Origin of the sequence: Microbacterium sp. B35-04 (genome assembly GCF_010634885.1) — a bacterium.
GTDB lineage: Bacteria > Actinomycetota > Actinomycetes > Actinomycetales > Microbacteriaceae > Microbacterium.
This window is the reverse complement of record NZ_MWLP01000011.1, coordinates 28,184-53,415: the sequence shown is the minus strand read 5'-3', so window position 1 is coordinate 53,415 and position 25,232 is coordinate 28,184. Positions and strand designations below refer to the sequence as shown.

At 71.0% G+C, this 25,232-nt stretch carries 24 protein-coding genes; 18 read left to right on the top strand and 6 right to left on the bottom strand.

Translation table 11 applies throughout. The features are described from left to right. The 5 genes from B1729_RS03360 to sufU form a co-directional block, all read left to right on the top strand. A partial coding sequence (locus tag B1729_RS03360) for a substrate-binding domain-containing protein (protein ID WP_239539350.1) occupies positions 1 to 628 on the top strand: 628 nt, incomplete at its 5' end. A gap of 328 nt (positions 629 to 956) precedes the next feature. Further along, a complete protein-coding gene (locus tag B1729_RS03355; protein ID WP_163617873.1) occupies positions 957 to 2,183 on the top strand; it encodes an amidohydrolase in 1,227 nt (408 codons plus the stop codon). A gap of 158 nt (positions 2,184 to 2,341) precedes the next feature. Continuing rightward, complete coding sequence (locus B1729_RS03350) at positions 2,342 to 4,468, top strand: APC family permease (protein ID WP_204260060.1); 2,127 nt, start codon at positions 2,342 to 2,344, stop codon at positions 4,466 to 4,468. Positions 4,469 to 4,539: 71 nt separating this feature from the next. Next, positions 4,540 to 5,841: a SufS family cysteine desulfurase gene (locus B1729_RS03345; RefSeq protein WP_204318845.1), complete on the top strand. Its 1,302-nt coding sequence runs from the start codon at positions 4,540 to 4,542 to the stop codon at positions 5,839 to 5,841. Beyond that, on the top strand, positions 5,838 to 6,335 hold the full coding sequence (sufU, locus tag B1729_RS03340; RefSeq protein ID WP_163617872.1) for a Fe-S cluster assembly sulfur transfer protein SufU: 498 nt from the start codon (positions 5,838 to 5,840) through the stop codon (positions 6,333 to 6,335). Before B1729_RS03345 ends, sufU begins: the two co-directional genes overlap by 4 nt. Positions 6,336 to 6,350: 15 nt before the next feature. Here the strand turns inward: sufU and B1729_RS03335 are convergent, their stop codons facing one another. Next, positions 6,351 to 7,205 (bottom strand): DUF4097 family beta strand repeat-containing protein, encoded by an 855-nt coding sequence (locus B1729_RS03335; RefSeq protein WP_163630677.1) that lies wholly within the window; start codon positions 7,203 to 7,205, stop codon positions 6,351 to 6,353. Positions 7,206 to 7,221: 16 nt separating this feature from the next. Next, the gene (locus B1729_RS03330) at positions 7,222 to 7,734 is read right to left on the bottom strand and encodes a toxin-antitoxin system HicB family antitoxin (protein WP_163617870.1); all 513 of its coding nucleotides are present in this window, start codon (positions 7,732 to 7,734) and stop codon (positions 7,222 to 7,224) included. A gap of 207 nt (positions 7,735 to 7,941) precedes the next feature. Between B1729_RS03330 and B1729_RS03325 the strand changes: the two genes are divergently transcribed. From B1729_RS03325 to B1729_RS03290, 8 genes are all read left to right on the top strand, one after another. Beyond that, positions 7,942 to 8,085, top strand: a complete 144-nt coding sequence (locus B1729_RS03325; protein WP_163617869.1) for a hypothetical protein — start codon at positions 7,942 to 7,944, stop codon at positions 8,083 to 8,085. After that, on the top strand, positions 8,082 to 8,171 hold the full coding sequence (locus B1729_RS03320; protein ID WP_163630675.1) for a potassium-transporting ATPase subunit F: 90 nt from the start codon (positions 8,082 to 8,084) through the stop codon (positions 8,169 to 8,171). Before B1729_RS03325 ends, B1729_RS03320 begins: the two co-directional genes overlap by 4 nt. After that, positions 8,171 to 9,853, top strand: a complete 1,683-nt coding sequence (gene kdpA, locus B1729_RS03315) for a potassium-transporting ATPase subunit KdpA (protein ID WP_163630672.1) — start codon at positions 8,171 to 8,173, stop codon at positions 9,851 to 9,853. Before B1729_RS03320 ends, kdpA begins: the two co-directional genes overlap by 1 nt. A gap of 3 nt (positions 9,854 to 9,856) precedes the next feature. After that, the gene (gene kdpB, locus B1729_RS03310) at positions 9,857 to 12,061 is read left to right on the top strand and encodes a potassium-transporting ATPase subunit KdpB (protein WP_163630670.1); all 2,205 of its coding nucleotides are present in this window, start codon (positions 9,857 to 9,859) and stop codon (positions 12,059 to 12,061) included. A 26-nt stretch (positions 12,062 to 12,087) separates the two neighbouring features. Continuing rightward, entirely contained in the window at positions 12,088 to 12,702 is a 615-nt protein-coding gene (gene kdpC / locus B1729_RS03305) for a potassium-transporting ATPase subunit KdpC (protein ID WP_163630668.1), read from the top strand. A 169-nt stretch (positions 12,703 to 12,871) separates the two neighbouring features. Beyond that, positions 12,872 to 15,397 carry a DUF4118 domain-containing protein gene (locus B1729_RS03300; RefSeq protein WP_163630666.1) on the top strand — a complete coding sequence of 842 codons (2,526 nt, stop codon included), beginning with the start codon at positions 12,872 to 12,874 and terminating at the stop codon, positions 15,395 to 15,397. Between the two features lie 10 nt (positions 15,398 to 15,407). After that, positions 15,408 to 16,097, top strand: coding sequence for a response regulator transcription factor (locus B1729_RS03295; RefSeq protein WP_163617863.1), 690 nt, complete (start codon positions 15,408 to 15,410; stop codon positions 16,095 to 16,097). Positions 16,098 to 16,341: 244 nt separating this feature from the next. Further along, the gene (locus tag B1729_RS03290; protein ID WP_239539352.1) at positions 16,342 to 17,463 is read left to right on the top strand and encodes an acyl-CoA desaturase; all 1,122 of its coding nucleotides are present in this window, start codon (positions 16,342 to 16,344) and stop codon (positions 17,461 to 17,463) included. A gap of 51 nt (positions 17,464 to 17,514) precedes the next feature. Here B1729_RS03290 and B1729_RS03285 read toward each other — a convergent pair whose 3' ends face one another. From B1729_RS03285 to B1729_RS03270, 4 genes are all read right to left on the bottom strand, one after another. Beyond that, on the bottom strand, positions 17,515 to 18,009 hold the full coding sequence (locus B1729_RS03285) for an SRPBCC domain-containing protein (RefSeq protein WP_163630662.1): 495 nt from the start codon (positions 18,007 to 18,009) through the stop codon (positions 17,515 to 17,517). Between the two features lie 109 nt (positions 18,010 to 18,118). Next, the gene (locus tag B1729_RS03280) at positions 18,119 to 18,997 is read right to left on the bottom strand and encodes an alpha/beta hydrolase (RefSeq protein WP_163630660.1); all 879 of its coding nucleotides are present in this window, start codon (positions 18,995 to 18,997) and stop codon (positions 18,119 to 18,121) included. Positions 18,998 to 19,017: 20 nt separating this feature from the next. Continuing rightward, positions 19,018 to 19,998 carry an SRPBCC family protein gene (locus tag B1729_RS03275; RefSeq protein WP_163617859.1) on the bottom strand — a complete coding sequence of 327 codons (981 nt, stop codon included), beginning with the start codon at positions 19,996 to 19,998 and terminating at the stop codon, positions 19,018 to 19,020. Positions 19,999 to 20,000: 2 nt separating this feature from the next. Then, positions 20,001 to 20,426, bottom strand: coding sequence for a metalloregulator ArsR/SmtB family transcription factor (locus tag B1729_RS03270; protein ID WP_163617858.1), 426 nt, complete (start codon positions 20,424 to 20,426; stop codon positions 20,001 to 20,003). Between the two features lie 276 nt (positions 20,427 to 20,702). Here B1729_RS03270 and B1729_RS03265 point away from each other — a divergent pair, with 276 nt between their 5' ends. From B1729_RS03265 to B1729_RS03255, 5 genes are all read left to right on the top strand, one after another. Then, the gene (locus B1729_RS03265; RefSeq protein ID WP_163630658.1) at positions 20,703 to 21,281 is read left to right on the top strand and encodes a cysteine hydrolase family protein; all 579 of its coding nucleotides are present in this window, start codon (positions 20,703 to 20,705) and stop codon (positions 21,279 to 21,281) included. A 147-nt stretch (positions 21,282 to 21,428) separates the two neighbouring features. Further along, positions 21,429 to 23,762 carry a phosphoribosylformylglycinamidine synthase subunit PurL gene (gene purL / locus B1729_RS03260; RefSeq protein WP_163617857.1) on the top strand — a complete coding sequence of 778 codons (2,334 nt, stop codon included), beginning with the start codon at positions 21,429 to 21,431 and terminating at the stop codon, positions 23,760 to 23,762. Between the two features lie 210 nt (positions 23,763 to 23,972). Continuing rightward, positions 23,973 to 24,110 carry a hypothetical protein gene (locus tag B1729_RS20545; protein WP_204260058.1) on the top strand — a complete coding sequence of 46 codons (138 nt, stop codon included), beginning with the start codon at positions 23,973 to 23,975 and terminating at the stop codon, positions 24,108 to 24,110. A gap of 56 nt (positions 24,111 to 24,166) precedes the next feature. Continuing rightward, the gene (locus tag B1729_RS20540; protein WP_204260057.1) at positions 24,167 to 24,343 is read left to right on the top strand and encodes a hypothetical protein; all 177 of its coding nucleotides are present in this window, start codon (positions 24,167 to 24,169) and stop codon (positions 24,341 to 24,343) included. Between the two features lie 81 nt (positions 24,344 to 24,424). After that, positions 24,425 to 25,231: a hypothetical protein gene (locus B1729_RS03255; RefSeq protein ID WP_163617856.1), complete on the top strand. Its 807-nt coding sequence runs from the start codon at positions 24,425 to 24,427 to the stop codon at positions 25,229 to 25,231. Position 25,232 lies beyond the last annotated feature (1 nt).

Here is a 25,232-nt window from a genome sequence, read left to right as displayed (position 1 = left end):
CACCGGCGAGGACGGCCTCGTCGCGCACGAGTGCATCCTCGACCTGCGGCCGCTGCGCGAGGCCACCGGGGTCACGGTCGACGACGTCGCCGTCGCCCGCCTGGCCACCGAGCACCTCCTCGCCCTCGGCCACCGAGAGATCGCGCACATCGGCGCGAGCCCCGAGTTCGACATCGACTTCCACATCCCGACGCAGCGTCGCCAGGGCTTCGAACAGGCGCTGGCGGATGCCGGCATCACCGTCCGCCCGTCACTGTTCGAGCCCGCCGACTTCACGATCGAGGGCGGCTTCCGCGCCGCCAAGCAGCTGCTCGGAAAGCCGGGCGGCCGGCCGACCGCGATCTTCGCGGCATCCGACGAGATGGCGATCGGGGCGCTGCTGGCCGCACGCGAGCTCGGCTACCGCGTGCCCGAGGACCTCTCGGTCATCGGCATCGACGGCCACGAGCTCGGCGAGTTCTTCCGTCTGACCACGGTCGACCAGTTCCCCCTCGGCCAGGGCGAGCGGGCCGCCGACGCGATCCTCGAGGCCCTCGAACCCGCCGACTCCGACGCACCGCCGCACCGGCCCGGAGAACTGCCGTACGAGCTCATCGTGCGCGCATCGACCGCACGCCTCCCCTCCTGACCCCCTTGGCCGGCCCTCGGAACCCCTCGCGGTTCTGCCGAAAGCATGGCCCGTCACACGACACGCCGGCACCCGGCATGCATCCACGGCGCGTCGCCGTCACCGACCCGACTTTTTCGCGCTCTCGCCTCGAACCACAGGTCGTGACACCTCAACCGAGGCCCGGCGCCCCGCGGCGCTTCCGGGGGTCACAACACGCCGCAACGCTCGCCTCGACACCACGCGTCGTGACACCTAAACCGCATGCGGCAACGCCCGCTTCGTAGGCGCGCGTCGCGACGCGTGAGCCGGGCGGCAGGCCCGCGATGCCGCGGATAGGCTCGAGCCCATGACCCTCGACCTCGAAGCGCTCTACATCGATCTGCACCGGCATCCGGAGCTGTCCTTCCAGGAGACCCGCACGGCGGGTGTGATCACGCAGCGCCTCACCGAACTGGGCATCGAGTTCGAGGAGGGCATCGGCAAGACCGGCGTCGCGTCCGTGATCCGCAACGGCGAGGGCCCCGTCGTGTGGCTCCGCGCCGACATGGACGCCCTGCCCGTGCCCGAGCAGACCGGCCTCGAGTACGCCAGCACCGCCCGCGGCACCGACCCGTCCGGCAACGACGTGCCGGTGATGCACGCGTGCGGCCACGACATGCACGTCACCGCGCTGCTCGGAGCGCTCGAGCGACTGGTCGCCACGAAGGACGAGTGGTCGGGCACTGTCGTCGCCGTCTTCCAGCCTGCCGAGGAGTACGGCGCCGGCTCGCAGGCGATGATCGCGGACGGCGTGCTCGACCGCTTCCCGAAGCCCGACATCGTGCTCGGCCAGCACGTCACGCCGCTGCCCGCGGGAACCATCGGCGTCCGCAGCGGCACGCAGATGGCGGCATCCGACGGACTCACCGTCACCCTGCTGGGTCGGGGCGGCCACGGCTCCCGGCCCCAGGCGACCATCGACCCGGTCGTGATGGCGGCGGCCACCGTCATGCGCCTGCAGACCATCGTGTCGCGCGAGGTCGACCCGCGCGACGTCGCCGTCGTCACCGTCGGCTCGATCCACGCCGGCCTCAAGAACAACATCATCCCCGCCGAGGCGAAGCTCGAGCTGAGCCTGCGCTACCCCGACGACGAGGCGCGCGCCCGCGTGCTCGAGAAGGTGGAACGCATCGTGCGTGCCGAGGCCCAGGCGTCCGGCGCCGAGCACCCCCCGGTGATCGTCACCGACCACACGCTTCCGCCGACGATCAACGATGTCGCCGCGACCGAACGTCTCACCGCCGCCTTCGACGCCGCGTTCGGCGAGGGCACCGTCATCGACCCCGGCATGTTCACCGGCAGTGAGGACGTGTCGTGGTTCGCCCGCGAGGCCGGTGTTCCGCTGGTCTTCTGGTTCTGGGGCGGTGCCGACGCCGCAGCGTTCGCCGAGGCGTTCGCCGCCGGCACGGTCGAGCGCGACATCCCCACCAACCACTCGCCCTTCTTCGCGCCCGTGCTGCAGCCCACGCTGAGCCGCGGCGTCGACGCGCTCGTGGTCGCCGCGCGGGAGTTCCTCGACGCCCCCACCGCCTGAGGGCGAGCGGATGCCGCGGGTCGCGGAATCCGTCACCCCGCTGCGGCCGCTGCCCCGGGTGCGGCCGGTGCCGACCGTGTCCGCCCGGTGCATGGATTCCGTGAGGATCGCTGCCCGGATGCGTCCTCGCGAAGTCCTCGCGCGTAGCGTTACGGGCCGTGACGAACGAAAGCCGTGAGCCGTCGGTAGACGAGGCGCCGAAGGCCAAGCGCCTCATCCTGGGCGATCCCCTGGCGTCCACCGATACCGACGAGCACCTGCTTCCGAAGAAGAGGGCGCTGCCGATCTTCGCCTCCGACGCGCTGTCGTCCGTCGCCTACGCGCCGCAGGAGCTCCTCCTCATCCTCCTGACCGGTGGCCTGGCGTTCCTCGCCTTCGCCCCGTGGATCGCGGCCGCGGTGGTGGTGCTCCTCACCGTCGTGGTGATCAGCTACCGACAGCTCATCAAGGCCTACCCGTCCGGCGGCGGCGACTACGAGGTCGCCCGCAAGAACCTGGGCGAGATCCCGGGCGTGGTCGTGGCCGCGGCTCTCGCGGTCGACTACGCCCTCACCGTCGCGGTGTCGGTGGCCTCCGGCGTCGACAACATCATCTCGGCGCTGCCGGGTCTCAACCCGTTCCGCGTCGAGATGGCCGTGGGCTTCGTCATCCTGATCGTCCTCATGAACCTGCGGGGCGTGCGCGAGGCCTCACGCGCGTTCGCGATCCCGACGTACGTCTTCATCGGGTCGGTCGGGGTCATGATCGTCGTCGGACTGTTCCAGGTCGTGATGGGCGAACCGCCGGTGGCGTCGAGCGCGCACTACGCGGTCGAGACCCAGGACCTCACCCAGGCGGCCGTCATCCTGCTGGTGCTGCGGGCGTTCTCGAGCGGCTGCTCGGCGCTGACGGGCGTCGAGGCCGTCTCGAACGGCGTGCCGGCGTTCCGCACGCCCAAGGTGCGCAACGCGCAGACCACGCTCGCGCTCATGGGCGGGATCGCGATCCTCCTCTTCTCCGGGCTCACCGCCATCGCGCTGGTGGCGGGCGTGCACTACGCCGAGAACCCCTGCGACCTCATCGGCTTCGACTGCGCGAACCCGCAGCCGAGCCTCATGGCGCAGGTGTCGTCGGCCGTGTTCGGCATGAACTCGATCCCGTTCTTCGTCATCCAGGCCGCGACCGCGATCGTGCTGCTGCTCGCGGCGAACACGGCGTTCAACGGGTTCCCGCTGCTGGGGTCGGTGCTCGCCCGCGACGGCTACGCACCCAAGGCGCTCAACACCCGCGGCGACCGCCTGGTGTACTCCAACGGCATGATCATCCTGGGCCTGGTCGCGATCGGCGTGCTCATCGTCTACCAGGCGAACCTGACGAACCTCATCCAGCTGTACATCATCGGCGTCTTCGTCTCGTTCACGCTCGGTCAGATCGGCATGATCCGGCACTGGCGGCGGGGGCTGAAGGCGATCCGCGAGCTTCCCGCCGATGAGCGCAGCAGCAGGGCGGTCCGCTCCGAGCTGTTCGGTCTGCGCAAGGGCCTGTTCATCAACTCGCTCGGCGCCACCATGACGGCATCCGTCCTGATAATCGTGACCGTCACGAAGTTCACGCACGGCGCGTGGCTGATCTTCCTCGCGATCCCGGTGCTGTCGTTCCTCATGATCGGCGTGCACCGCTACTACCGCGACGTCGAGCACGAGATCGCGATGGACGACCGCACCCACTTCGGCTCGACGGGCGACGTCGCCCTGATCCTCGTGAACAAGCTGCAGAAGCCGGTCGTGAAGGCGGTCGACTACGCCCTGGCCGCCAAGCACGACAAGACGTTCGCGGTGCACATCTCGGTGACGAAGGAGGATTCCGCGGCCCTCGAGGCGGAATGGCGGGCGCACCGCATGCCCATCCCGCTGAAGATCATCGAGTCGCCGTACCGCACCTACGCCAGCCCGATCGCCGAGTTCGTCAAGGCATACCGGCAGCAGAACGGGTCCGCGGTGGTCACCGTCTACCTGCCGCAGTACATCGTCGGCCACTGGTGGGAGTCGATCCTGCACAACCGCCGCGCCCGCCGCATCGCGCAGCAGCTCATGCTGGTGCACGGCGTCTCGATCACGCTGGTGCCGTGGCTGCTGGATTCGTCCGAGCTCATATACGGGCGCCGCTCGCGGGCGCTTCCCGGCGACGACCGCGCGGGTCGGATGTCGGCGCCCGAGGTCAATCGCGTGGGCCGGCGGGTCATCCGCCCGGCCGGACCGCCCGAGAAGGCGGACGGGGCTGAGCCGCCGGTCCCGGCGCAGCGCTGACCGCGGGCGTCTCACGCGACGGTGTCACGCGAGCCCGCGCCGGGCGGCGGCATCCCGCGTAGCCTTGAAGGGTGACCCTTTCCGCTTCTGCCCCTTCGCCGGCCGCGCTCCTGGACGCCGCGGCGCTCCGCGCGGACTTCCCGATCCTCGGCGAGCGCGTCAACGGCGAGCGCCTGGTCTACCTCGACTCGGGCGCGACGAGCCAGAAGCCGCAGGCGGTCATCGACGCCGAGGTGGACTTCCTCACCCGCGCGAACTCCGCCGTCCACCGCGGCGCGCACACCCTCGCCGCCGAGGCGACCGAGCTCTTCGAAGACGCGCGCGCCACCGTCGCCGGTTTCGTCGGCGCACGGCCCGAGCAGCTGGTGTGGACCAGCGGTGCGACTGCCGGGCTCAACCTCGTGGCCTACGCGATCGGCAACGCGTCGGTCGGGCGCGGCGCTCCGGCATCCGCCCGCTTCGCGCTGCAGCCCGGCGACGAGATCGTCGTGACCGAGACCGAGCACCACGCGAACCTCATCCCCTGGCAGGAGCTCGCCGCCCGCACCGGCGCCGTGCTGCGTCACATCCCCGTCCACGACGACGGGACGCTGGACATGGATGCCGCAGCCGCCGTCATTGGTGAGCGCACGCGCATCGTCGCGTTCACGCACGTCTCGAACGTGCTGGGCATCGTGAACCCGGTGGCCGAGCTCGTCGCCCTGGCCCAGTCCGTCGGCGCAGTGACCGTGCTCGACGCCTGCCAGTCCGCGCCACATCTGCCCCTTGACCTCCCGGGCCTCGGGGTCGACCTCGCGGTGTTCTCGGGCCACAAGATGCTCGGACCGTACGGCGTCGGAGGCCTCTACGGCCGCGCCGACGTGCTCGAGGCGCTGCCGCCGTTCCTCACCGGCGGGTCGATGATCACGACGGTGACGCTCGACGAGGCCTCGTACCTGCCGCCGCCGCAGCGGTTCGAGGCGGGCACGCAGCCGGTGTCGCAGGCGATCGGCCTCGCGGCCGCGGTCCGCTACCTCGACGGCGTCGGCATGAGCACGTTGCACGCGCACGAGAAGGCGCTGGAGGCCCGGCTGGGCGAGGGGCTGCGGTCGATCCCCGGCATCCGCCTGCTCGGCGATGCGCCGGGCGCGGAGCGGGTCGGACTGTGGTCGTTCGACGTCGAGGGCGTCCACGCGCACGACGTCGGCCAGTTCCTGGACGCCCGCGGCGTCGCGGTGCGCGTCGGGCACCACTGCGCCCAGCCCCTGCACCGCCGATTCGGGCTCACCGCGTCGGTGCGCGCGTCGACGGCGCTCTACAACACCGCCGACGACGTGGACGTGTTCCTCGACGCGCTCTCGGGTGTGCGCGGGTTCTTCGGAGCCGGCGCATGAACGGCCTCGAGTCGCTGTACCAGGAGCTGATCCTCGACCACTCCAAGCGCCCGCACGGCAAGGTGCTCCTCGCCGCGGCCACCACCGAAACCGCCGCCGGAGCCGCCGATGACCCCGCCGACACCGGCCGGGTCGCCATGTCATACCAGCGCAACCCGATCTGCGGCGACGAGATCACGCTCCGCGTCCGCCTGTCCGACGACGGCAGCACGGTCGACGAGGTGACGTGGGACGGCGCCGGCTGCTCGATCTCGCAGGCCTCGGCATCCATGCTCGCCGCGCTGATCGAAGAGGAGGGACGGATGCCGCGGGCCGAGGCATCCGCTCTCGTCGAGGGCTTCCGCGAGGCGCTGCGCTCACGCGGCGAGACCCCGCTCGACGAAGAGGTGTACGGCGACGCCGCCGCGCTGTCGGGCGTCTCGAAGTTCACCGCCCGCGTGAAGTGCGCCATGCTCGCGTGGGTCGCGTTCGAGGACGCCGCCGCCCGCGCCTGACGCCGAAGAACGCCGTCAGCCGGCGACCGGGTGCGTGCGGTGCACGGTGATGTCGCCGTACCCCGTGCGCGCGTACAGCTCCAGAGAGGCCTCGCCCTCGATCGGGCCGGTGGCGGCGGCGAGCTCGTTGCGCACCGCGGCGTGCTGGCTGGACGCGTCCAGCCACACCGCCGTGCCCGAGCGGATGCCGAGCGTCACCGCGCCGTACGACGCCTCGATCCGTGCCGTCCCGCCGTTGAGGTCGCCGATCCGCACCGGCCCGTAGGCCGAGCGGACGGTGAGTGCCGGCCCGGGATCGCCGAGATGGACGACACCGCTCGAGGTCGCGATGTCGGCGACGCCCGAGACGGAGCCGACGTCGATGCCGGCATCCGATCCCTTCAGTCGCAGTGCGCCATCCACGATGCCGATGCGCGCACGGCCCGAGCTGATGCTGACGTCCGCGTCGCCGCGGACGTGCTCCACCCGCAGCTCGCCATGGCCGAGACCGAGGTCGGCGCGGCCGGTGCGCTCGAGGGTGGCATCGCCGTAGTCGAGCGCGATGCGCGCGGTGCCGACCGCGCCGGCGACGCGGATCGACCCGTACTTGAGCGCCAGCGACACGTCGGAACCGGTCGGCACACGCACCGAGACGTCGACCGAATCGCCTGAGCCGAACAAGGTGAACCGCACGGGGCCGACGATGCGCAGGTCGGATCCCGAGTGGATCACCCGCACGGCGTCGGCGGCGCTGCGGTCGCCGTTGCGATGCGGGTTGGCCGGACCCACGTCGACCGCGAGGTCGCGGCGCTGCTCGGCGACGACGTCGATGCGCCCCATCTGCAGTTCGATGCGCAAGGCGGCCGGACCCGACACCGGAAACGTCGTCATCAGCGCACGCCCTTCCTCAGCGCACCCAGCCGATGTACGACGCGCTCGTGCGCGCCGGGGCGTCCGACGCCGGATCGAGCGCGGCCGTCACGGCGCGCACGAGCCAGGTGTTGAGCGACAGTCCTTCCGCCGCGGCGGCGGCTTCGGCGCGGACCTTGAGCGAGTCCGGCAGCCGCAGGGTCGTGCGGGCGGTGGCGTCGTCGGCGTCGTCGACGGATGCCGCCGCCGACGCCGAGGCGACGGTGACCGGCCCGCTGGCGCTCGCTGCCGTCGGGGCGGACTCGGCGCCGGGGCGCGACACGACGAAGTCGACCTCGCGACCGCGCAGGCGCACATCGACGGAGCCCGGCGCGAGCTCGCGCGTGATCTCGCCCGCCGCCTCTGACAGGGCCTCGAGGATCGCCAGCCGCGCGGCAGGCTCGAGCGCGGCGGCCAGACGCGCGGCAACTTCGGCGGTCTCCGTCCCACCCGTGGCCGAAGCCGCCGCGAGCTGTCGCTGGAGCTCTTCGACATGACCGGCGATCTGCATGACGTCAGAGTGACATCACAATGGCGTCACGTCAACGTCGGACTCGAGCGGAGCGCCTGGGGACCGTGAGCGTCGGGCCGCGCGGCGTTCGGATTCCGTGAGGACGGCGGCTGCGGCATCCGCTCGGGAGTTGCATCGGATTCACGCCCGCCGCACCGCGGGCGACCGCAGGGTCCGCCGCGCGGACCGCACCATCCGGGAGTTCCTGTGCTCGATGTCATCTACCTCGCCCTGACGCTCGCGCTCTTCGCGCTCGTGTGGCTGATCGCCCGGGGCGCCGAGAAGCTGGCGGCCCCTGACCGGGCCACCGCTCCGCACGACGCGATGCGCGGCGAGGAGGGGAGCCGATGATCGTCTTCTCACTCGTCGCGGGAGTCCTCGGCCTGGCGGCGATCGCCTACCTGCTGGTCGCCCTCGTCAACCCGGAGAAGTTCTGATGGATGCCGCGACCGTGCTCACCGGCATCCTGCAGCTGGCGACCCTGCTGCTGATCCTCGCACTGCTGTACCGGCCGCTCGGGGACTGGATCGCGCACGTCTACACGACCCAGAAGGACGCGCGCGTCGAGCGCGGGCTGTACCGGCTCGTCGGCGTCGATCCTCGCTCCGAGCAGACCTGGCAGGTCTACACCCGCGGCGTGCTCGCGTTCTCGATCGTGGGTGTGCTCTTCGTCTATGCGCTGCAGCGGCTGCAGGGTCTGCTGCCGTACTCGCTCGGCCTGCCGGCGGTGCCCGAGGGCCTCGCCTTCAACACCGCGATCTCGTTCGTCACCAACACGAACTGGCAGTCCTACTCGCCCGAGCTCACGATGGGCTACACCGTGCAGCTCGCCGGCCTCGCGGTGCAGAACTTCGTGTCGGCGGCCGTCGGGATCGCGGTCGCGGTCGCGCTCGTCCGCGGCTTCGCTCGGCGGGGTTCGGCGACCATCGGCAACTTCTGGGTCGACCTGACCCGCGGTCTCACCCGTCTGCTGCTGCCGTTGGCGGTCGTCTCGGCCATCGCACTCGTGCTCGCCGGCGTCGTGCAGAACGCCAACGGCTTCGCCGAGGTCGCCACGGTGACCGGCGGCACGCAGGTGATCCCGGGTGGACCGGTCGCCTCGCAGGAGGCGATCAAGCTCCTCGGCACCAACGGCGGCGGCTTCTTCAACGCGAACTCGGCCCACCCGTTCGAGAACCCCACGCCATGGTCGAACCTGCTCGAGATCCTGCTGCTGCTCGCGCTCCCCGTCGCGATGCCGCGCGCATTCGGCCGCATCGTGGGCGATGACCGGCAGGGATACGCGATCCTCGCCGTGATGGCGTCGATCGCCGTCGTTTCGATCGTCGCGCTGACGTGGCTCGAGTCGCTCGGGCTGGGCACCGCGCCGCAGCTCGCCGGCACCGCGATGGAGGGCAAAGAGGCGCGCTTCGGCATCTTCGGCTCGACGCTGTTCGCCGGTGCCACCACGCTCACCTCGACCGGCGCGGTCAACTCGATGCACGACTCGTACACGGCGCTGGGCGGCATGATCCCATTGATCAACATGATGCTCGGCGAGGTCGCACCGGGCGGCGTGGGGTCGGGGCTCTACGGCATGCTCATGCTCGCCGTCATCGCCGTGTTCGTCGGCGGGCTCCTCGTCGGCCGCACCCCCGAGTACGTCGGCAAGAAGATCGGCCCGGCGCAGATCAAGCTCGCGAGCCTGTACATCCTCGTGACCCCGGTGCTCGTGCTCGCCGGCACGGCGTTCAGCTTCGGCATCCCGGCGATCCGAGCGGATGTCGAGTCGACGTCGATCTGGAACCCCGGCGTGCACGGCCTCGGCGAGGTGCTCTACGCCTTCACGTCAGCGGCCAACAACAACGGCTCGGCCTTCGCCGGGCTCACCGCCAACACCCCCTGGCTCAACACGGCGCTCGGCGTGGCGATGCTGCTCGGCCGGTTCGTCCCGATCGTGCTCGTGCTGGCTCTCGCCGGCTCGCTCGCCGCCCAGAAGCCGACGCCGTCGAGCGCCGGCACGCTGCCCACCCACCGCCCGCAGTTCGTCGGCCTGCTGGCCGTCGTCGCGGTCGTCATCACCGCACTCACCTACTTCCCCGTTCTCACGCTGGCTCCCCTGGCGGAAGGGCTCGTCTGACTCATGTCCACCTCCACGCTCGTCTCGACGCCCGACCCCGTTCAGGGTCCCGCCCGGCATCCCCAGCCTGCTCGGACGGAGGCATCCTCCCGCGCCTTCGGCGCCGCGCAGCTGTGGGCCGCTCTTCCCGGCGCCTTCCGGCGCCTCGACCCGGTCGCACTCTGGCGCAACCCCGTCATGTTCCTGGTGTGGGTCGGCGCCGCACTCACGACGGCCATCGCGATCGCCGAGCCGTTCCTCGGCGGCCCCGAGCCATCCGGCGGCACCGCGGTGCCCTTCGGCTTCACGTGGGGCATCGCCGTGTGGCTCTGGCTCACGGTGCTGTTCGCGAACCTTGCGGAGTCGGTCGCCGAGGGCCGCGGCAAGGCGCAGGCCGCGACGCTGCGCCAGACCCGCACGTCGACGACGGCTCACCTGGTTACCGGCGATGTCCGGACAACGGATGCCGCGGCCGGCCGCGCCGACGTCGTCGAGGTCTCCTCGGCCGACCTGCGGCTCGGCGACGTCGTGGTGGTGTCGGCCGGCGAACTCATTCCCGGCGACGGCGACATCATCGCGGGCATCGCCACGGTCGACGAGTCGGCGATCACCGGCGAGTCGGCTCCGGTCGTGCGCGAGTCGGGCGGCGACCGCTCGGCGGTCACCGGAGGCACCCGCGTGCTCTCGGACCGCATCGTCGTGCGCATCACGTCGAAGCCGGGCGAGACGTTCGTCGACCGCATGATCGCGCTCGTCGAGGGTGCGAGCCGCCAGAAGACGCCCAACGAGATCGCTCTCGGCATCCTGCTGGCGAGTCTGTCGATCGTGTTCGTGATCGTCGTGCTCACCCTCAACCCGATCGCGTCGTACGCCGCGGCCCCTGTCAGCATCCCCGTGCTCGTGGCACTGCTGGTGTGCCTCATCCCGACGACGATCGGCGCCCTGCTGTCGGCGATCGGCATCGCCGGCATGGACCGCCTCGTGCAGCGCAATGTGCTCGCGATGTCGGGCCGGGCCGTCGAGGCGGCGGGCGACGTCACGACCCTCCTCCTCGACAAGACCGGCACGATCACCCACGGCAACCGCCGGGCGTCGGACTTCGTCGCGCTGCCAGGCGTCGGCGATGCCGAACTGGCGCACGCGGCGGCGCTGTCGTCGCTGGCCGACCCCACCCCCGAGGGCGTCTCGGTGGTCGAGCTCGCGGCGACCCGCGGCGGTGCGGTCGACGAACCCGTCGACGAACCCGCCGGGTCCGTCGTGGTGCCGTTCACAGCGCAGACCCGCATGAGCGGCGTCGACCTGCCCGACGGCACCCAGGTGCGCAAGGGCGCGGGTTGGGCGGTGCTGGCGTGGCTCGAGGCATCCGGCGCTCCCGTGAGCCCTCCGACGCGCGCGCTGCTGACCGCCGAGACCGACGCCATCGCGCAGTCCGGCGGCACGCCGCTCGTCGTCGCCACCCTTCGCCCGTCCACGGAGTCCGCCGCCGAAGCGCGGGTGCTCGGCGTCGTGCACCTCAAGGACATCGTCAAGGAAGGCCTGCGTGAACGGTTCGACGAGCTGCGCGCGATGGGCATCCGCACGGTCATGGTCACCGGCGACAACCCGCTGACCGCGGCCGCGATCGCGAAGGAGGCCGGCGTCGACGACTTCCTCGCCGAAGCGACCCCCGAAGACAAGCTGGCCCTCATCCGGCGCGAGCAGCGGGGCGGCAACCTCGTCGCCATGACCGGCGACGGCACGAACGACGCTCCGGCGCTCGCGCAAGCCGACGTCGGCGTCGCGATGAACACCGGCACGTCGGCGGCGAAGGAGGCCGGCAACATGGTCGACCTCGACAGCGACCCGACGAAGCTCATCGACATCGTGCGCATCGGCAAGCAGCTGCTCATCACGCGCGGCGCCCTCACGACCTTCTCGCTCGCCAACGACATCGCGAAGTACTTCGCGATCATTCCGGCGATGTTCATGGGCGTCTTCCCGGGCCTTACAGCGCTGAACGTGATGCAGCTGAGCTCGCCGGCCTCGGCGGTCACGAGCGCGATCATCTTCAACGCCGTCGTCATCGTGGTCCTCATCCCTCTCGCCCTGCGGGGTGTGGCGTACCGGCCGGCGAGCGCCTCGCAGATCCTCAGCCGCAACCTGCTCGTGTACGGGCTGGGCGGCGTGATCGCCCCCTTCCTCGGCATCAAGCTCATCGACCTCGTCGTGAGCCTCATCCCGGGCTTCTGACCCTTCGAGCCAGACAGGAGACCACCATGTCCACTTCCACCCGCACCACCCTCCGCACCGCCGGCGTCGCCGTCCGCGCGATGCTCGTCTTCACCCTCGTGCTCGGAGTCGGCTACACGCTGGTCGTGACCGGCATCGCGCAGCTGGCACTGCCATGGCAGGCGAACGCCTCGCCGGTGCACGACGCCCGCGGCGAAACCGTCGGGTCGGCGCTCATCGGTCAGTCCTTCGCGGATGCCTCGGGGGCGGCGCTGCCCGAATACTTCCAGTCGCGTCCCTCGGCGGCCGGTGACGGCTACGACGGCGGCGCCTCGAGCGGCTCCAACCTGGGTCCCGAGAACCCCGACCTCGTCGCGTCCATCGGGGCCCGCCGGGTCGCGATCGCCGAGCTCGAGGGCGTCGATGTGTCCGAGGTTCCGGCCGATGCCGTCACTGCATCGGCTTCCGGCCTGGACCCGCACATCAGCCCCGCCTACGCCCAGCTGCAGGTCGGCCGTGTGGCCGACGCACGCGGGCTGGAAGAGGCCGACGTACGCCGTCTCGTCGACGCCCACACCCAGCAGCGCGACCTCGGCTACCTCGGCGAGCCCCGCGTGAGTGTGCTCGAGCTCAACCTCGCGCTCGATGCCCTGGGCTCATGACCGATCCCGGCCCACGGCATCCGTCCCCCTCCGGTCAGCATAAGAAAAGTCGGGTCCGTCACGCCGACACGCCGGCATCGGATGCTGCGGCCCGGCGTGTCGGGTCACCGACCCGCTTTTGGAACACCGACCGGAATCGCCACCACCAGGAGGGTCGTAGGGTGACCACATGAAGCGCGGCAAGCTGCGGGTGCTGCTCGGGGCAGCGCCCGGAGTCGGCAAGACGTACGAGATGCTCGAAGAGGGCCGCCGCCTCGCCGACGACGGCCGCGACGTCGTCATCGCCGTCGTCGAGACGCACGACCGCGCCGCGACGGCCGCCCTCGTCGAGGGCCTCACCGTCGTCCCCCGCACGACCATCTCGCATCGCGGGGTCGAGCTGACCGACATGGATCTCGAGGGCGTGCTCGCGCGGCATCCCGCGATCGCGCTCGTCGACGAGCTGGCCCACACCAACGCTCCCGGGCTCCCCCACCACAAGCGCTGGCAGGACGTCGACGCGCTCCTGGACGCCGGCATCGACGTGATCACGACGGTCAACGTGCAGCACATCGAGTCGCTCGGCGGGGTGGTCGAGCAGATCACGGGCGTCGCCCAGCAGGAGACGGTTCCGGATGCCGTCGTCCGGGCCGCCGATCAGGTCGAGGTGATCGACCTGTCGCCGCAGTCACTGCGCGACCGCCTGTCGGCCGGGCTGGTGTACCCGGCGGAGCGGATCGACGCGGCGCTGTCGAACTACTTCCGGCTCGGCAACCTGACCGCGCTGCGCGAGCTCGCACTGCTGTGGCTCGCCGACGAGGTCGACAGCGCGCTCAAGAGGTACCGTGCCGAGCACGGCATCAGAGGCGCCTGGCAGGCGCGCGAGCGCGTGGTCGTCGCGCTCACCGGCGGGGCGGAGGGCGAGACGCTGCTGCGCCGCGGTGCCCGCATCGCCGCGCGATCGGCCGGCGGCGAGCTGCTCGCGGTGCACGTGTCGAGCCAGGACGGTCTGCGTGCCGGCGACCCGGGCGCGCTCGCCGCCCAGCGTGCACTGGTCGAGTCGCTCGGCGGCACGTACCACCAGGTCGTCGGCGACGACGTCCCCCGGTCGCTCGTGGAGTTCGCCCGCTCGGTGAACGCGACGCAGCTCGTCATCGGGGTGAGCCGCCGGGGGCGGCTCGCGGCCGCCCTGACCGGTCCAGGCATCGGCGCGACCGTGATCCGCGAGTCCGGCGACATCGACGTGCACATCGTGACGCATGCCGCCGCCGGCGACCGGTTCCGGCTGCCGCGCATCACCGGCGGCGCCCTCAGCATGAAGCGGCGACTGCTCGGCTTCCTGCTGGCGATCGTCGGCGGCCCCCTGCTGACGTGGCTGCTGGTCTCCATCCGCAGCGACGAGACCATCACGAGCGACGTCCTGGCGTACCAGCTCCTCGTGGTGCTGGTCTCGCTCGTCGGCGGGATCTGGCCGGCCGTCTTCGCGGCGGTCATGTCAGGGCTCACCCTCAACTTCTTCTTCGTGCCGCCGTACTACACGGTCGGCATCGCCGATCCGCGGAACGTGTGGGCCCTGCTGCTGTACGTCGTCATCGCGGTGCTCGTGAGCTTCATCGTCGACCGCGCGGCCCGCGCGGCCCGCGCCGCTCGACGGGCCGAGGCCGAGGCCGAACTGCTCGCGACGGTCGCCGGGAGCGTCCTGCGCGGCGACTCGGCGGTGCCCGCACTGATCGCACGGACGCGGGAATCGATCGGCCTCGCAGGAGTGCGGCTCGTGGATGCCGACGGCTCAGTGCTCGCCACGGACGGCGAGCCCGTGCGCGACGGGCGCTTCGATGCGGTGACCGTCGCCCGCCACAACGGCGGCCCGCCGGCCACGCTCGAGCTGCACGGCCACGTGCTCGACGCGTCGGAGCGCCGCCTCGTCGATGCGGTGACGGCGCAGCTCTCGGCCGCGCTCGAGCACACCGACCTCACGGCGGCCGCGCGCAGGGCCGGCCTGCTGGCCGAGACCGACCAGGTGCGCAGCGCCCTGCTGTCGGCGGTGAGCCACGATCTGCGCCGCCCGCTCGCGGCTGCCGTGGCTGCGGTCGGGGGGCTCCGCGCCTCCGGCGCGATCCTGTCGCCCGAAGACCGGGCCGAGCTGATCGCGACAGCCGACGAGTCGCTCACGACGCTGTCGGCACTGGTCACCGATCTGCTCGACGTCAGCCGCGTGCAGGCAGGGGTGCTCGCCGTCTCGCTGCAGGCGGTCGACAGCGCGGGAGTCGTGCTCGCCGCGCTCGACGAGCTGGGCGCCGGGCCCGACCGGTTCGAGCTCGCCCTCGACCCGGAGCTTCCGTCCGTCGAGGCGGACCCGGTGCTCCTGCAGCGCGTGCTCGTGAATGTGCTGGCGAACGCCGCCCGCTACGCGCCCGCCGGCAGCCGCGTCCGGGTGACGACGAGCCGCCTCGGGGGCACCGCCGAGATCCGGGTCGTCGACCACGGCAGCGGGGTCTCGCCCGATCGCCGCGACGACATGTTCACGCCGTTCCAGAGACTCGGCGACACCGACAACACCGCCGGCCTCGGTCTCGGGCTCGCCTTGTCCAAGGGCTTCACCGAGGGCATGGGCGGTACGCTCGCCACCGAAGACACTCCGGGAGGCGGCCTCACCATGGTCATCTCGCTGCCCGTGGCCGACCCCCTCCACGCCGAAGAGAGGCCGCTCTCATGAATGACCTGTCGTGAAGGTGCTCATCGCCGACGACGATCCGCAGCTCGTCCGGGCTCTCCGCATCACCCTCGCCGCCCACGGCTACGAGGTCGTCGCCGCTCCCGACGGGGCGTCGGCGGTGGCACTGGCGGCCAAGGAGCATCCCGAGATCGTGATGGTGGACCTCGGGATGCCGCGGCTCGACGGTGTGCAGGTCATCCAGGCGCTGCGCGGCTGGACGACGGCCCCGATCATCGTGGTGTCGGGCCGCACGGGTTCGGCCGACAAGGTGGAGGCGCTGGATGCCGGCGCCGACGACTACGTCACCAAGCCGTTCCAGATCGACGAGCTGCTCGCACGGCTGCGGGCACTGTCACGGCGCGTGGGCGCGGCATCCGGAGTTCCCGTCGTGACCTTCGGCGACGTCGTCGTCGACCTCTCGACGAAGACCGTCACCCGCAGCGGCGAGCGCGTCCATCTGACGCCGACGGAGTGGCGCATCCTCGAGTTCCTCGCCCGCAACCCCGGGTCGCTCGTCACCCGGCAGGCCCTGCTCAAAGACATCTGGGGCACCGAGCAGGTGGCCGACACCGGCTATCTGCGGCTCTACATCTCACAGCTGCGCAAGAAGCTCGAGGCCGACCCCGGCCACCCCTCGCACCTGCTCACCGAGTCGGGCATGGGCTACCGCCTGCTCACCGACACCCCCGACCCCGCCTGACGCGGCGACGCCTCCCTGACCGGGGCTGGCCGCGTCAGCGTCAGCCGAGGCCCTGGCGCTCGTCGGCGGCGGCGCCAAGCCCTGTCAAGGGGGTTGCGCCTGGGCATGCACCCCCAACATGCTGGGCATCGTCAGCCCATTCCCCTGCGGTCATATGCACCTGCGTAGTGTGGGCCCTAGCGACCGGCATTCGTCTGTCGCTTCGCGTCGACCAGGCGGTCGGCAATCGACCAGAGCAGGTGCGATCATCGCCACCATCACCGCTGTCGCACCTGAGGTCGCCCGTCTGGGCCCGGTCCGTCAGACCTATGCCGGCTCCGAGACCTTTCCCCCCGTCGCGCGGGCCTATACCGAGGTGTCGCAGGTAGTACGCGAGACCGGCCTGCTCGCGCGGGCCCAGTGGTTCTACGCGCTCGTCGGCGCCGCACTCGTGCTCGCCCTCGGCGGCGCGATCACAGGATTCATCCTGCTGGGCGACACCTGGTACCAGCTGCTGATCGCCGGCGCGCTGGGCGTCATCTTCACCCAGGTCTCGTTCCTCGCGCACGAGGCCGCCCACCGGCAGATCCTCGCCTCCGGACCGGCGAACGACCGGCTGGGCCGCGTCCTCGCCTCCGGCATCGTGGGCATCAGCCTCTCGTGGTGGAACAACAAGCACAACCGCCACCACGCGAACCCCAACCGCGTCGGCAAGGACCCCGACATCGAGGTCGACACGATCCGCTTCCTCGAGGAGGATGCCGCGAAGGTGAGCCGCCTGGGCGCGCTCATCACCCGCAAGCAGGGCTGGCTGTTCTTCCCGCTGCTCACGCTCGAGGGTCTGAACCTGCACTTCCTCGGCCTCAAGCACCTGCTCTCGCGCGGCGAGGTCAAGGGCCGCTGGATCGAGCTGTCGCTGATCGCCGTGCGCTTCGCGCTCTACCTCACGCCGCTCTTCCTGTTCCTGCCGGTCGGCATGGCGTTCGCCTTCCTCGGCGTGCAGCTGGCCGTGTTCGGCGTGTACATGGGCGCCTCGTTCGCGCCGAACCACAAGGGCATGCCGATCATCGCGGCCGACGCGAAGCTCGACTTCTTCTCCAAGCAGGTGCGCACCTCGCGCAACATCCGTGGCGGCTGGTGGGCGACGATGCTCATGGGCGGCCTCAACTACCAGGTCGAGCACCACCTCTTCCCGAGCATGGCCCGCCCGCACCTGGCCAAGACCCGCGAGATCGTGATGGAGCAGTGCCGCACACGCGGCGTGCCCTACACCGAGACCAGCCTGATCCAGTCGTACGGCATCGTCATCGCGTACCTCAACCGCGTCGGCCTCGCGGCCCGCGACCCGTTCGACTGCCCGATGGTGAACCGGTTCCGCAGCGTCTGAGCTGACTTCGAGAAGAGGGGACGGATGCCGCGGCATCCGTCCCCTTCTCGTTCACGGCTGGGATGCGACCAGGCGCTGCATCTTGTCGAGGCACTGCTCCAGACCCATGCGGGACATGTCCCGCGCCTCGGCGGTCAGGTAGCCGTGCTCGACCATGTCGAGGCGGGTGCGCCCGTCGCCGAGGTCGGTCAACGTCACCTCGTGGCGGCCGTCTTCGGTCGTCGCCGTGGGGACTCCGGCCTCAGCCGGTGTGATCGGCGTGCCGTCCTCGTCGCAGAATCGCATGATGTAGCGCAGGGTCGTCGGCGCCTCGAGGTCGGTGATGTCCCAGCGGTTGTGGTAGTCGGCTCCACCCCATTCCGCCGGCGCCCGCATCGTCACGATGATCGCGCCGCCGACCCGGATGTCGGCTTCCGCGCGAGGGCACGTGAACCCCTCCGGTCCCCACCACCCCCGCAGGTCGGCGGGCGTGGTCCACGCCGCCCAGACGCGCTCGATCGGGGCCTCGAACTCGCGGCTCACTTCCACGTCGAACGTCATAGCCATCGTCGTCTCCCTTTCTCCGGTCACACCGCGGCGAGCACGCCCTCCGGGGCGCGGGTAGCAGGTTCTCGCCGTCGAACTCGTGGCGCCGCGACGCCGGGGGCCTCATACGTCAACCGAGAACCTCCTGAAGGCGGGCGGCAAAACCCGCCGGGTCGCCGGGGTAGCCCGGCTGATCGGTGAAGCCGGCATGGTGGCTGGGGAAGTCCGCCACCGGTACGCCTACGGCGGCGGCGACCGAACGGCCCCCGCGTGCGGCCAACGCGTCGCCGGACTCCACGCCGACCGCGACGACGAGGCGTTCGCCCCGCGCTCGCAACGCGTCGACGTCGATGCGGTACGCGATGGTCGCCGGCATGTTCCGCATCAGCGGATTCGTGCGGGCGCCGTCGTCCTCGGACGACATGCCGAACATCGCGGGGTCGGGCGCGGGCCCGTCGAGGTAGCCATGGGGCACCGGTCCGTCGAGCATCACGAAGGGGATGAACTTCGCCATCGCGGCGCCGTCGCCCTTTTCGCCGTAGGTGCGTTTCATGTCGGCAATCACGGCGAGCACTGCGTCGCGGTCGGCGAGATGCTCGGCGACCGGCGGCTCGTGCGCGACCGCGATACGCACGTCGCCCGGGTGGGCGGCGGCGAGCGCGAGCAGGTGCACCGCCCCGCCGCTGGTGCCGAAGGCATCGACGGGGCCCACACCGAGCGCCGCGATGACACGGTGCAGATCGGACGCGTGCTGCTCGACCGCGATGTCGGCGGCGCCGACAGGGTTGCGCCCGGCGCCGCGCGGGTCGTACGTCACCACCGGTCTGTCCGTGATGCACGCAGCGAGGAGCGCGAGCCCGCTCGCGTCCATCGGCCCGGCGAAGAGGAACAGCGCGGGCCGATCGACCGTCGCCTCCGCCAGGTCGCCGTGGATGTCGTAGGTGATGACGTCGTCTCCGGCGCCCACGACGTGGGTGGTCACGGCACGCGTGACGGTGTCCTCGGTCATCATCGTCTCCGTGTCGACCGTCAGACGGCGGCCAGCACACCCTCGAGGCGTGCGTAGCTGGTCTCCATGCCGTCGGTCATGCCGGTGGCGAGCACGATGTCGCGCGTCTCCTTGTCGGGGTACTCGATGAGCAGCGTGATGAGCGTGGCGCCGTCCTCCTCCTCGAGGTTGAGGTCGTTGAGCGTCGACGGGTAGTCGGTGCCCGTCATGTGCTCGGTGGTGACGGCACGACGCGGCGCCTCCGACAGCACGGTCTCGCCGTCGAACCCGAAACGCTCGCCCTCGGTGCCCTCGAGGGGCTCCCACTCGTAGCGGTAACGACCGCCGACGGCAGGATCGACCTCGCACACCGACATCCGCCAGCCGTCGGGGCCGAGCATCCACTTCTCGAGGAGCTCGGGCTCCTGGTGGGCGCGCCAGACCAGGTCGATCGGGCCCTCGATGAGGCGGGTGATCCGCACATGCGTGTCGTCGAGGATCTCGGTCTGCGTGCCCTTGCCGGCGGCGTAGTCGCGCAGGCCCTGCAGCACCCGGTCGAGCTGGTTGATCGCCATCGTCGAACCCTCGATCATCCCCATCGCCACGACCTGCTCCAGCGCCTCGGCCGACGTGAAGCGCGTGACGCTCTCGAGCCGCGCGCCGGATGATGTGGGCTCGAAGGCGAGTGTCATGCGCGAGGTCGGCATGTCTTCGCGCACGTCGCCGTTCTCATCGGCGAACGAGTCCAGCACCGCGAGCGAGCGGGGGCCATTGATCTCGAGGAACTCCCAGGTCGCGTGATACTTCTCGCCCTGTGGACTGGTCATGAGATAGCGCGCGCGGCCGCCGACGGTGAGGTCGAACGACGTGAAGGTCGCGGGGTATCCGGGCGGGCCCCAGAAGCGCTCGAGCTGGCGGGGGTCGGTGAAGACCTCCCAGAGCCGCTCGACCGGGGCCGGGAACTCGGCCGTGATCGTCATGGTGAGCGCTTCCGCGTCGGTGGTGACATCGGTGACAGGCATTGTCATTCTCCTTGCGTGGGTGATTCCTGCGTCGTGGATTCCTGCGTCGTGGATTCATCGGGGCCGGGGTGCGCAATCGGCGGCCCCGACCCACGGGGGCCCGCCAGGAGTGCGTCGAGCCGGTCGATGCGCCCGCGCCACATGTCTTCGTAGTGCCCCAGCAGCGCACGCGCGCGGGCGATCATCGCCGGATCCGCACGGACGAGCCGCTCGCGGCCCTCGGCGCGCTTGACGATGAGCCCGGCCGCCTCGAGCACGGCGACGTGCTTCTGCACCGCCGCGAACGACATGTCGTAGTCGCGGGCGAGCGCCGAGACCGAGTGCTCGCGCTCGATCGCACGGCGCAGGATGTCACGCCGCGTCGCCGTCGCGAGCGCGTGGAACACGCGATCGGTCTCGTCATCGGTGAGTTCAATTCGTACAACCATTTGGTTGTACGTTACGCCCGGGATGCAGCATCCGTCAACCGTTTCTCGGTGAGGATCTCGCCGAGCCAGGGGATTCTAGCCGAGACCGAGGGCGACGTCCCCTGGTTCGGCGGGAATCCCCTGGTTCGGCGCGACTGTCGCACGAGACGAGCGGATGCCGCGGCCGAAGATCGTCGAGCGCAGCACAGGCCCGAAGGCGATGGGCTGGCGCGATCCCTCCCGTCGTTGGCTGTTCCGCGCCTTGAGGGGCTCAGCGCACGGGCGGATGCTGAGCGCATGACTGCATCTTCCGACACCGCCCTTCTCGTCATCGACGCACAAGAGTCCTTCCGCCAGCGCACCAGCGACTGGGCTGCCACCGCGAACCCTGCCGTGCTCGACAACATCGCCCGCCTCGTCGAGCATGCACGTGCGATCGGCGACCCGGTCGTGTGGATCACCCACTCCGAGCCGCTGAGCGGAGGAGTGTTCGACCCCGCGGTCGGATTCGTGCGCGTGATCTCCGAACTCGGGCCGGGGGAGGACGAGGCAGCGGTCACGAAGACGACGATCAACGCCTTCACGTCGACCGATCTTCAGGCGCGGCTGGAGGGTGCCGGGATCCGACGCGTCGTGATCTGCGGCATCCGCACCGAGCAGTGCTGCGAGACGACGGCGCGCGTCGCCGCTGACCTCGGCTTCGACGTCGAGTTCGTCACCGACGCCACGACGACCTCGGCCATCCCGGCCCGCGGCGGGCTCGCCGCCGTCACGGGCGACGAGATCATGCGCCGGACCGAGAGCATCCTCTCCGCGCGGGGGTTCGCCACGATCACAGCCACGCGCACGCGCACTGCGGCGACGGCGGCCGCCTGAGCCGAGCTGCGCAAGCGACGCCGTGCACACGATGGGGCCGATCGTCCCCTCCGTTACGCAAGCCGTCTCGCACGAGACGAGCGGATGCCGCGGCCGAACTAGACTGGACCGGTCCGGCATCCCCCGAAATTTCTGGAGCTGAGCCGCGTGACCACCCCCTCTTCCACCGCTGTCGCCGATACCGTCGAGAACGCCACCGCCACGCCGGAGAAGGAGCAGCCGTACGCGGCGCTCGGTCTCAAGCCCGACGAGTACGACAGGATCCGCGAGATCCTCGGCCGCCGCCCCACCTCGGGTGAGCTGGCGATGTACTCCGTCATGTGGTCGGAGCACTGCTCCTACAAGTCGTCGAAGATCTACCTCCGCAAGTTCGGCGAGAAGGTCTCGGACGAGATGAAGACCCGCCTCATGGTGGGTATGGGCCAGAACGCCGGCGTCGTCGACATCGGCGAGGGCTGGGCGGTGACCTTCAAGGTCGAGTCCCACAATCACCCGAGCTACATCGAGCCGTTCCAGGGCGCCGCGACCGGCGTCGGCGGCATCGTGCGCGACATCATCTCGATGGGCGCACGCCCGGTCGCCGTCATGGACCAGCTGCGCTTCGGCGCCATCGACAACCCCGACACCGCTCGCGTGGTGCACGGCGTCGTCTCGGGCATCAGCTTCTACGGCAACTGCCTGGGCCTGCCGAACATCGGCGGCGAGACCGTGTTCGACGCGGTCTACCAGGGCAACCCGCTCGTCAACGCGCTGGCGGTCGGCGTCCTGCGCCATGAGGACCTCAAGCTCGCCAACGCGACCGGCGCCGGCAACAAGGTCGTGCTGTTCGGTGCACGCACCGGCGGCGACGGCATCGGCGGGGCATCCATCCTCGCCTCGGACTCGTTCGACAGCACCGGCCCGACCAAGCGCCCCGCAGTGCAGGTCGGCGACCCGTTCGCCGAGAAGGTGCTCATCGAGTGCTGTCTCGAGCTCTACCGCGATGAGCTCGTCGAGGCCATCCAGGACCTCGGCGCCGCCGGCATCTCGTGCGCCACGTCCGAGCTCGCCGCGAACGGCGGCTCGGGCATGCGCGTCGACCTCGAGAACGTGCTGCTGCGCGACCCCTCGCTCACGCCGGAGGAGATCCTCATGAGCGAGAGCCAGGAGCGCATGATGGCGATCGTGGCTCCCGAGAAGCTCGACGCGTTCCTCGCGGTGGTCGGCAAGTGGGATGTCGAGACCAGCGTCCTCGGCGACGTCACCGGTGACGGGCGCCTGCAGATCTTCTGGCACGGCGAGGAGATCGTGAACGTCGACCCGTCGACGGTCGCCGTCGACGGACCGGTCTACGAGCGCCCCGTGGCCTACCCGACCTGGATCGACGCGCTGCGCGACGACTCGGCATCCGCTCTTCCCCGCCCGACCGACGCCCAGACGCTGCGCGACCAGTTCACGCGCCTCGTCGCGAGCCCGAACCTGGCCGACACGTCGTGGGTGACCAACCAGTACGACTACTACGTCATGGGCAACACCGCGCTGGCGTTCCCCGACGACGCCGGCATGATCCGCGTCGACGAGAACTCGGGCCTGGGCTTCGCGATCGCCACCGACTGCAACGGCCGTTACTGCCAGCTCGACCCGTACCAGGGTGCGAAGCTGGCGCTGGCGGAGGCGTACCGCAACGTCGCCGTCACCGGCGCGGTGCCGACCGCCGTCACGGACTGCCTCAACTTCGGCAGCCCCGAGAACCCCGAGGTCATGTGGCAGTTCTCGCAGACGGTCGACGGCCTCTCGGACGCCTGCCTCGAGCTCGGCGTGCCCGTCACGGGCGGCAACGTCTCGTTCTACAACCAGACCGGCGACCAGCCGATCTTCCCGACGCCCGTGGTCGGCGTGCTGGGCATCATCGACGACGTCGCCCGCCGCATCCCGTCGGGGTGGCAGGACGCCGGCGAGAACATCTACCTGCTCGGCGTCACCGCGACCGAGCTCTCGGGCTCGCAGTGGGCCGGCACGATCCACGATCACCTCGGCGGTCGCCCGCCGGCGGTCGACCTGGCGCAGGAGAAGAAGCTCGCCGAGCTGCTCCACGCCGGGGGCCAGCAGTCGCTGGTGTCGTCGGCGCACGACCTGTCGTCGGGCGGCCTCGCACAGACCCTCGCCGAGGGCGTCATGCGCTTCGGCGTCGGCGCGCGCGTGTGGCTGAACGAAATCATGGAGCGGGACGGTGTGGATGCCGCCACCGCCCTCTTCTCGGAGTCCACGGGCCGCGTCATCGTCACGGTGCCGCGCGAGGACGACGTGAAGTTCCGCGGCCTGTGCGAGGGCCGGGGCTACCCGGTGCTGCGCATCGGCGTGACCGACTCCGCCGCGGACGGCGACGAGCCGGCGCTCGAGGTGCAGGGACTGTTCACGGTGCCGCTGGCCGAGCTGCGCGGCCTGTCGACGTCCACCCTGCCCGACGCCTTCGGGCCGATCGTCACCGAGCACACCGCCTGACCCCGGGCGTTTCGTCTCGGGCGCCAGAGCGCCCTTCGCTCAACGACCGGTCTCGGCCGGGCGCCAGAGCGCCCTTCGCTCAGCGACCGCTCTCCGCCGGGCGCCACCTCGGCCGCACCCGCGTTCGTGCGCGCGCGAACACCCACCGCGGATCGTTGAGCGAGCGAGGAACGAGCGAGACGAAACGTCGCGGACCATAGGATGGGACGCATGGCGCCGGAAGACGACGAGTACAGCGGTTTCAACGACACCCGGCAGCGGCGCGTCAAGATCATCGCGTGGGTGACGATCGTCGCCCTCATCCTCGTCGGCGGCGGAGCCACGGTGTTCGCCCTCCTCTTCGGCTGATCCGCTCGCCCCCCGAAGCGCTCGCTTCGAGGGGTCGCATCCCGTAGGGTCTGGCCATGAGCCAGAAGCCGTCGCTGTGGACCCGGGTGCGGAACTTCTTCTCGCCCCCGCGCGAGTCGTACGACACCCGCCAGGTGCGCCCCGGCGAGCCGGCCGAAGGCCCGGGCAACCCGGTGTACGAGGCCACCGACCGGCGTCGCCACGGCGGGACGATGGACATCGGCTCGCACTGATCCGGATTCCACCCTCCGCCCCCGCGCAGATCGTCGGCGAACTCCCGGACTCGGGACGGCAGCCGCGGCTACCATGGCAGGGTGGAGCCGATCCTCCTGATCGTGTCGAGCTGGTGGTGGATCGCTCCGGCCGCCGCCGGCGCCGGAGCGGCGACCTACGCCGGCCTGACGACGCGCAGCCGCCGAGCCAGAAGGCTCGAGCTCGATGCCGCGCGCCAGGAGGAATCGCTGGCTTACCGCGAGCTCGTCGCCGCCAAGGCGCGCGTGCGCACCGCGACCGCCGACCTGCTGACGGCGAAATCGCGCCACGGCGCACCGGCGTTCCAAGCCGGCGATGCGCGCCGCGAGTTGCTCGCGGCCAAGCAGGCGGAGAAGACGGCGTCGCTCGCGCTCCGCGCGAGCAGGTCCAGGGTGCAGGCGGGCTACGCCCAGTACCGGGCGGCGACGTCGAGCGATCCCCTTCCGATCGACAGGCTGTACGCCGCGCATGATGCCGTCAACCTGCGATGGCTGGCCTACGAGACCGATGTCGACCGGGCGCTGAAGTACCCGCAGATGACCGACGTGCGGCATCCGGCCACCGTCGCTTTCCTCCGTGCCCAGCGCGAGGCCCTCGCCGCGCGCCCGACGCTGCGCGAGCGCGCGACGCCCGAGCAGTTCCGCGAGTACAGCGCCGCGGTGCGCCATCTCGAGTCCACGTTCGACGAGGCCGAGCGTCAGGCCGGGGTCCCCGGAGCCGCCCGCCCCGCCTCACCCGCAGCGACGGCCGCCGCCGGGCTGACGGCCGCGGCCGCCGTCATTGCGGAGCTCGCGGACCGCCTGCCCTCGCTCATCGCACGGATGCCGCCGCCGCGGCCGACCGACCCGCCCGCTGGCAGGGTGCCCTGAG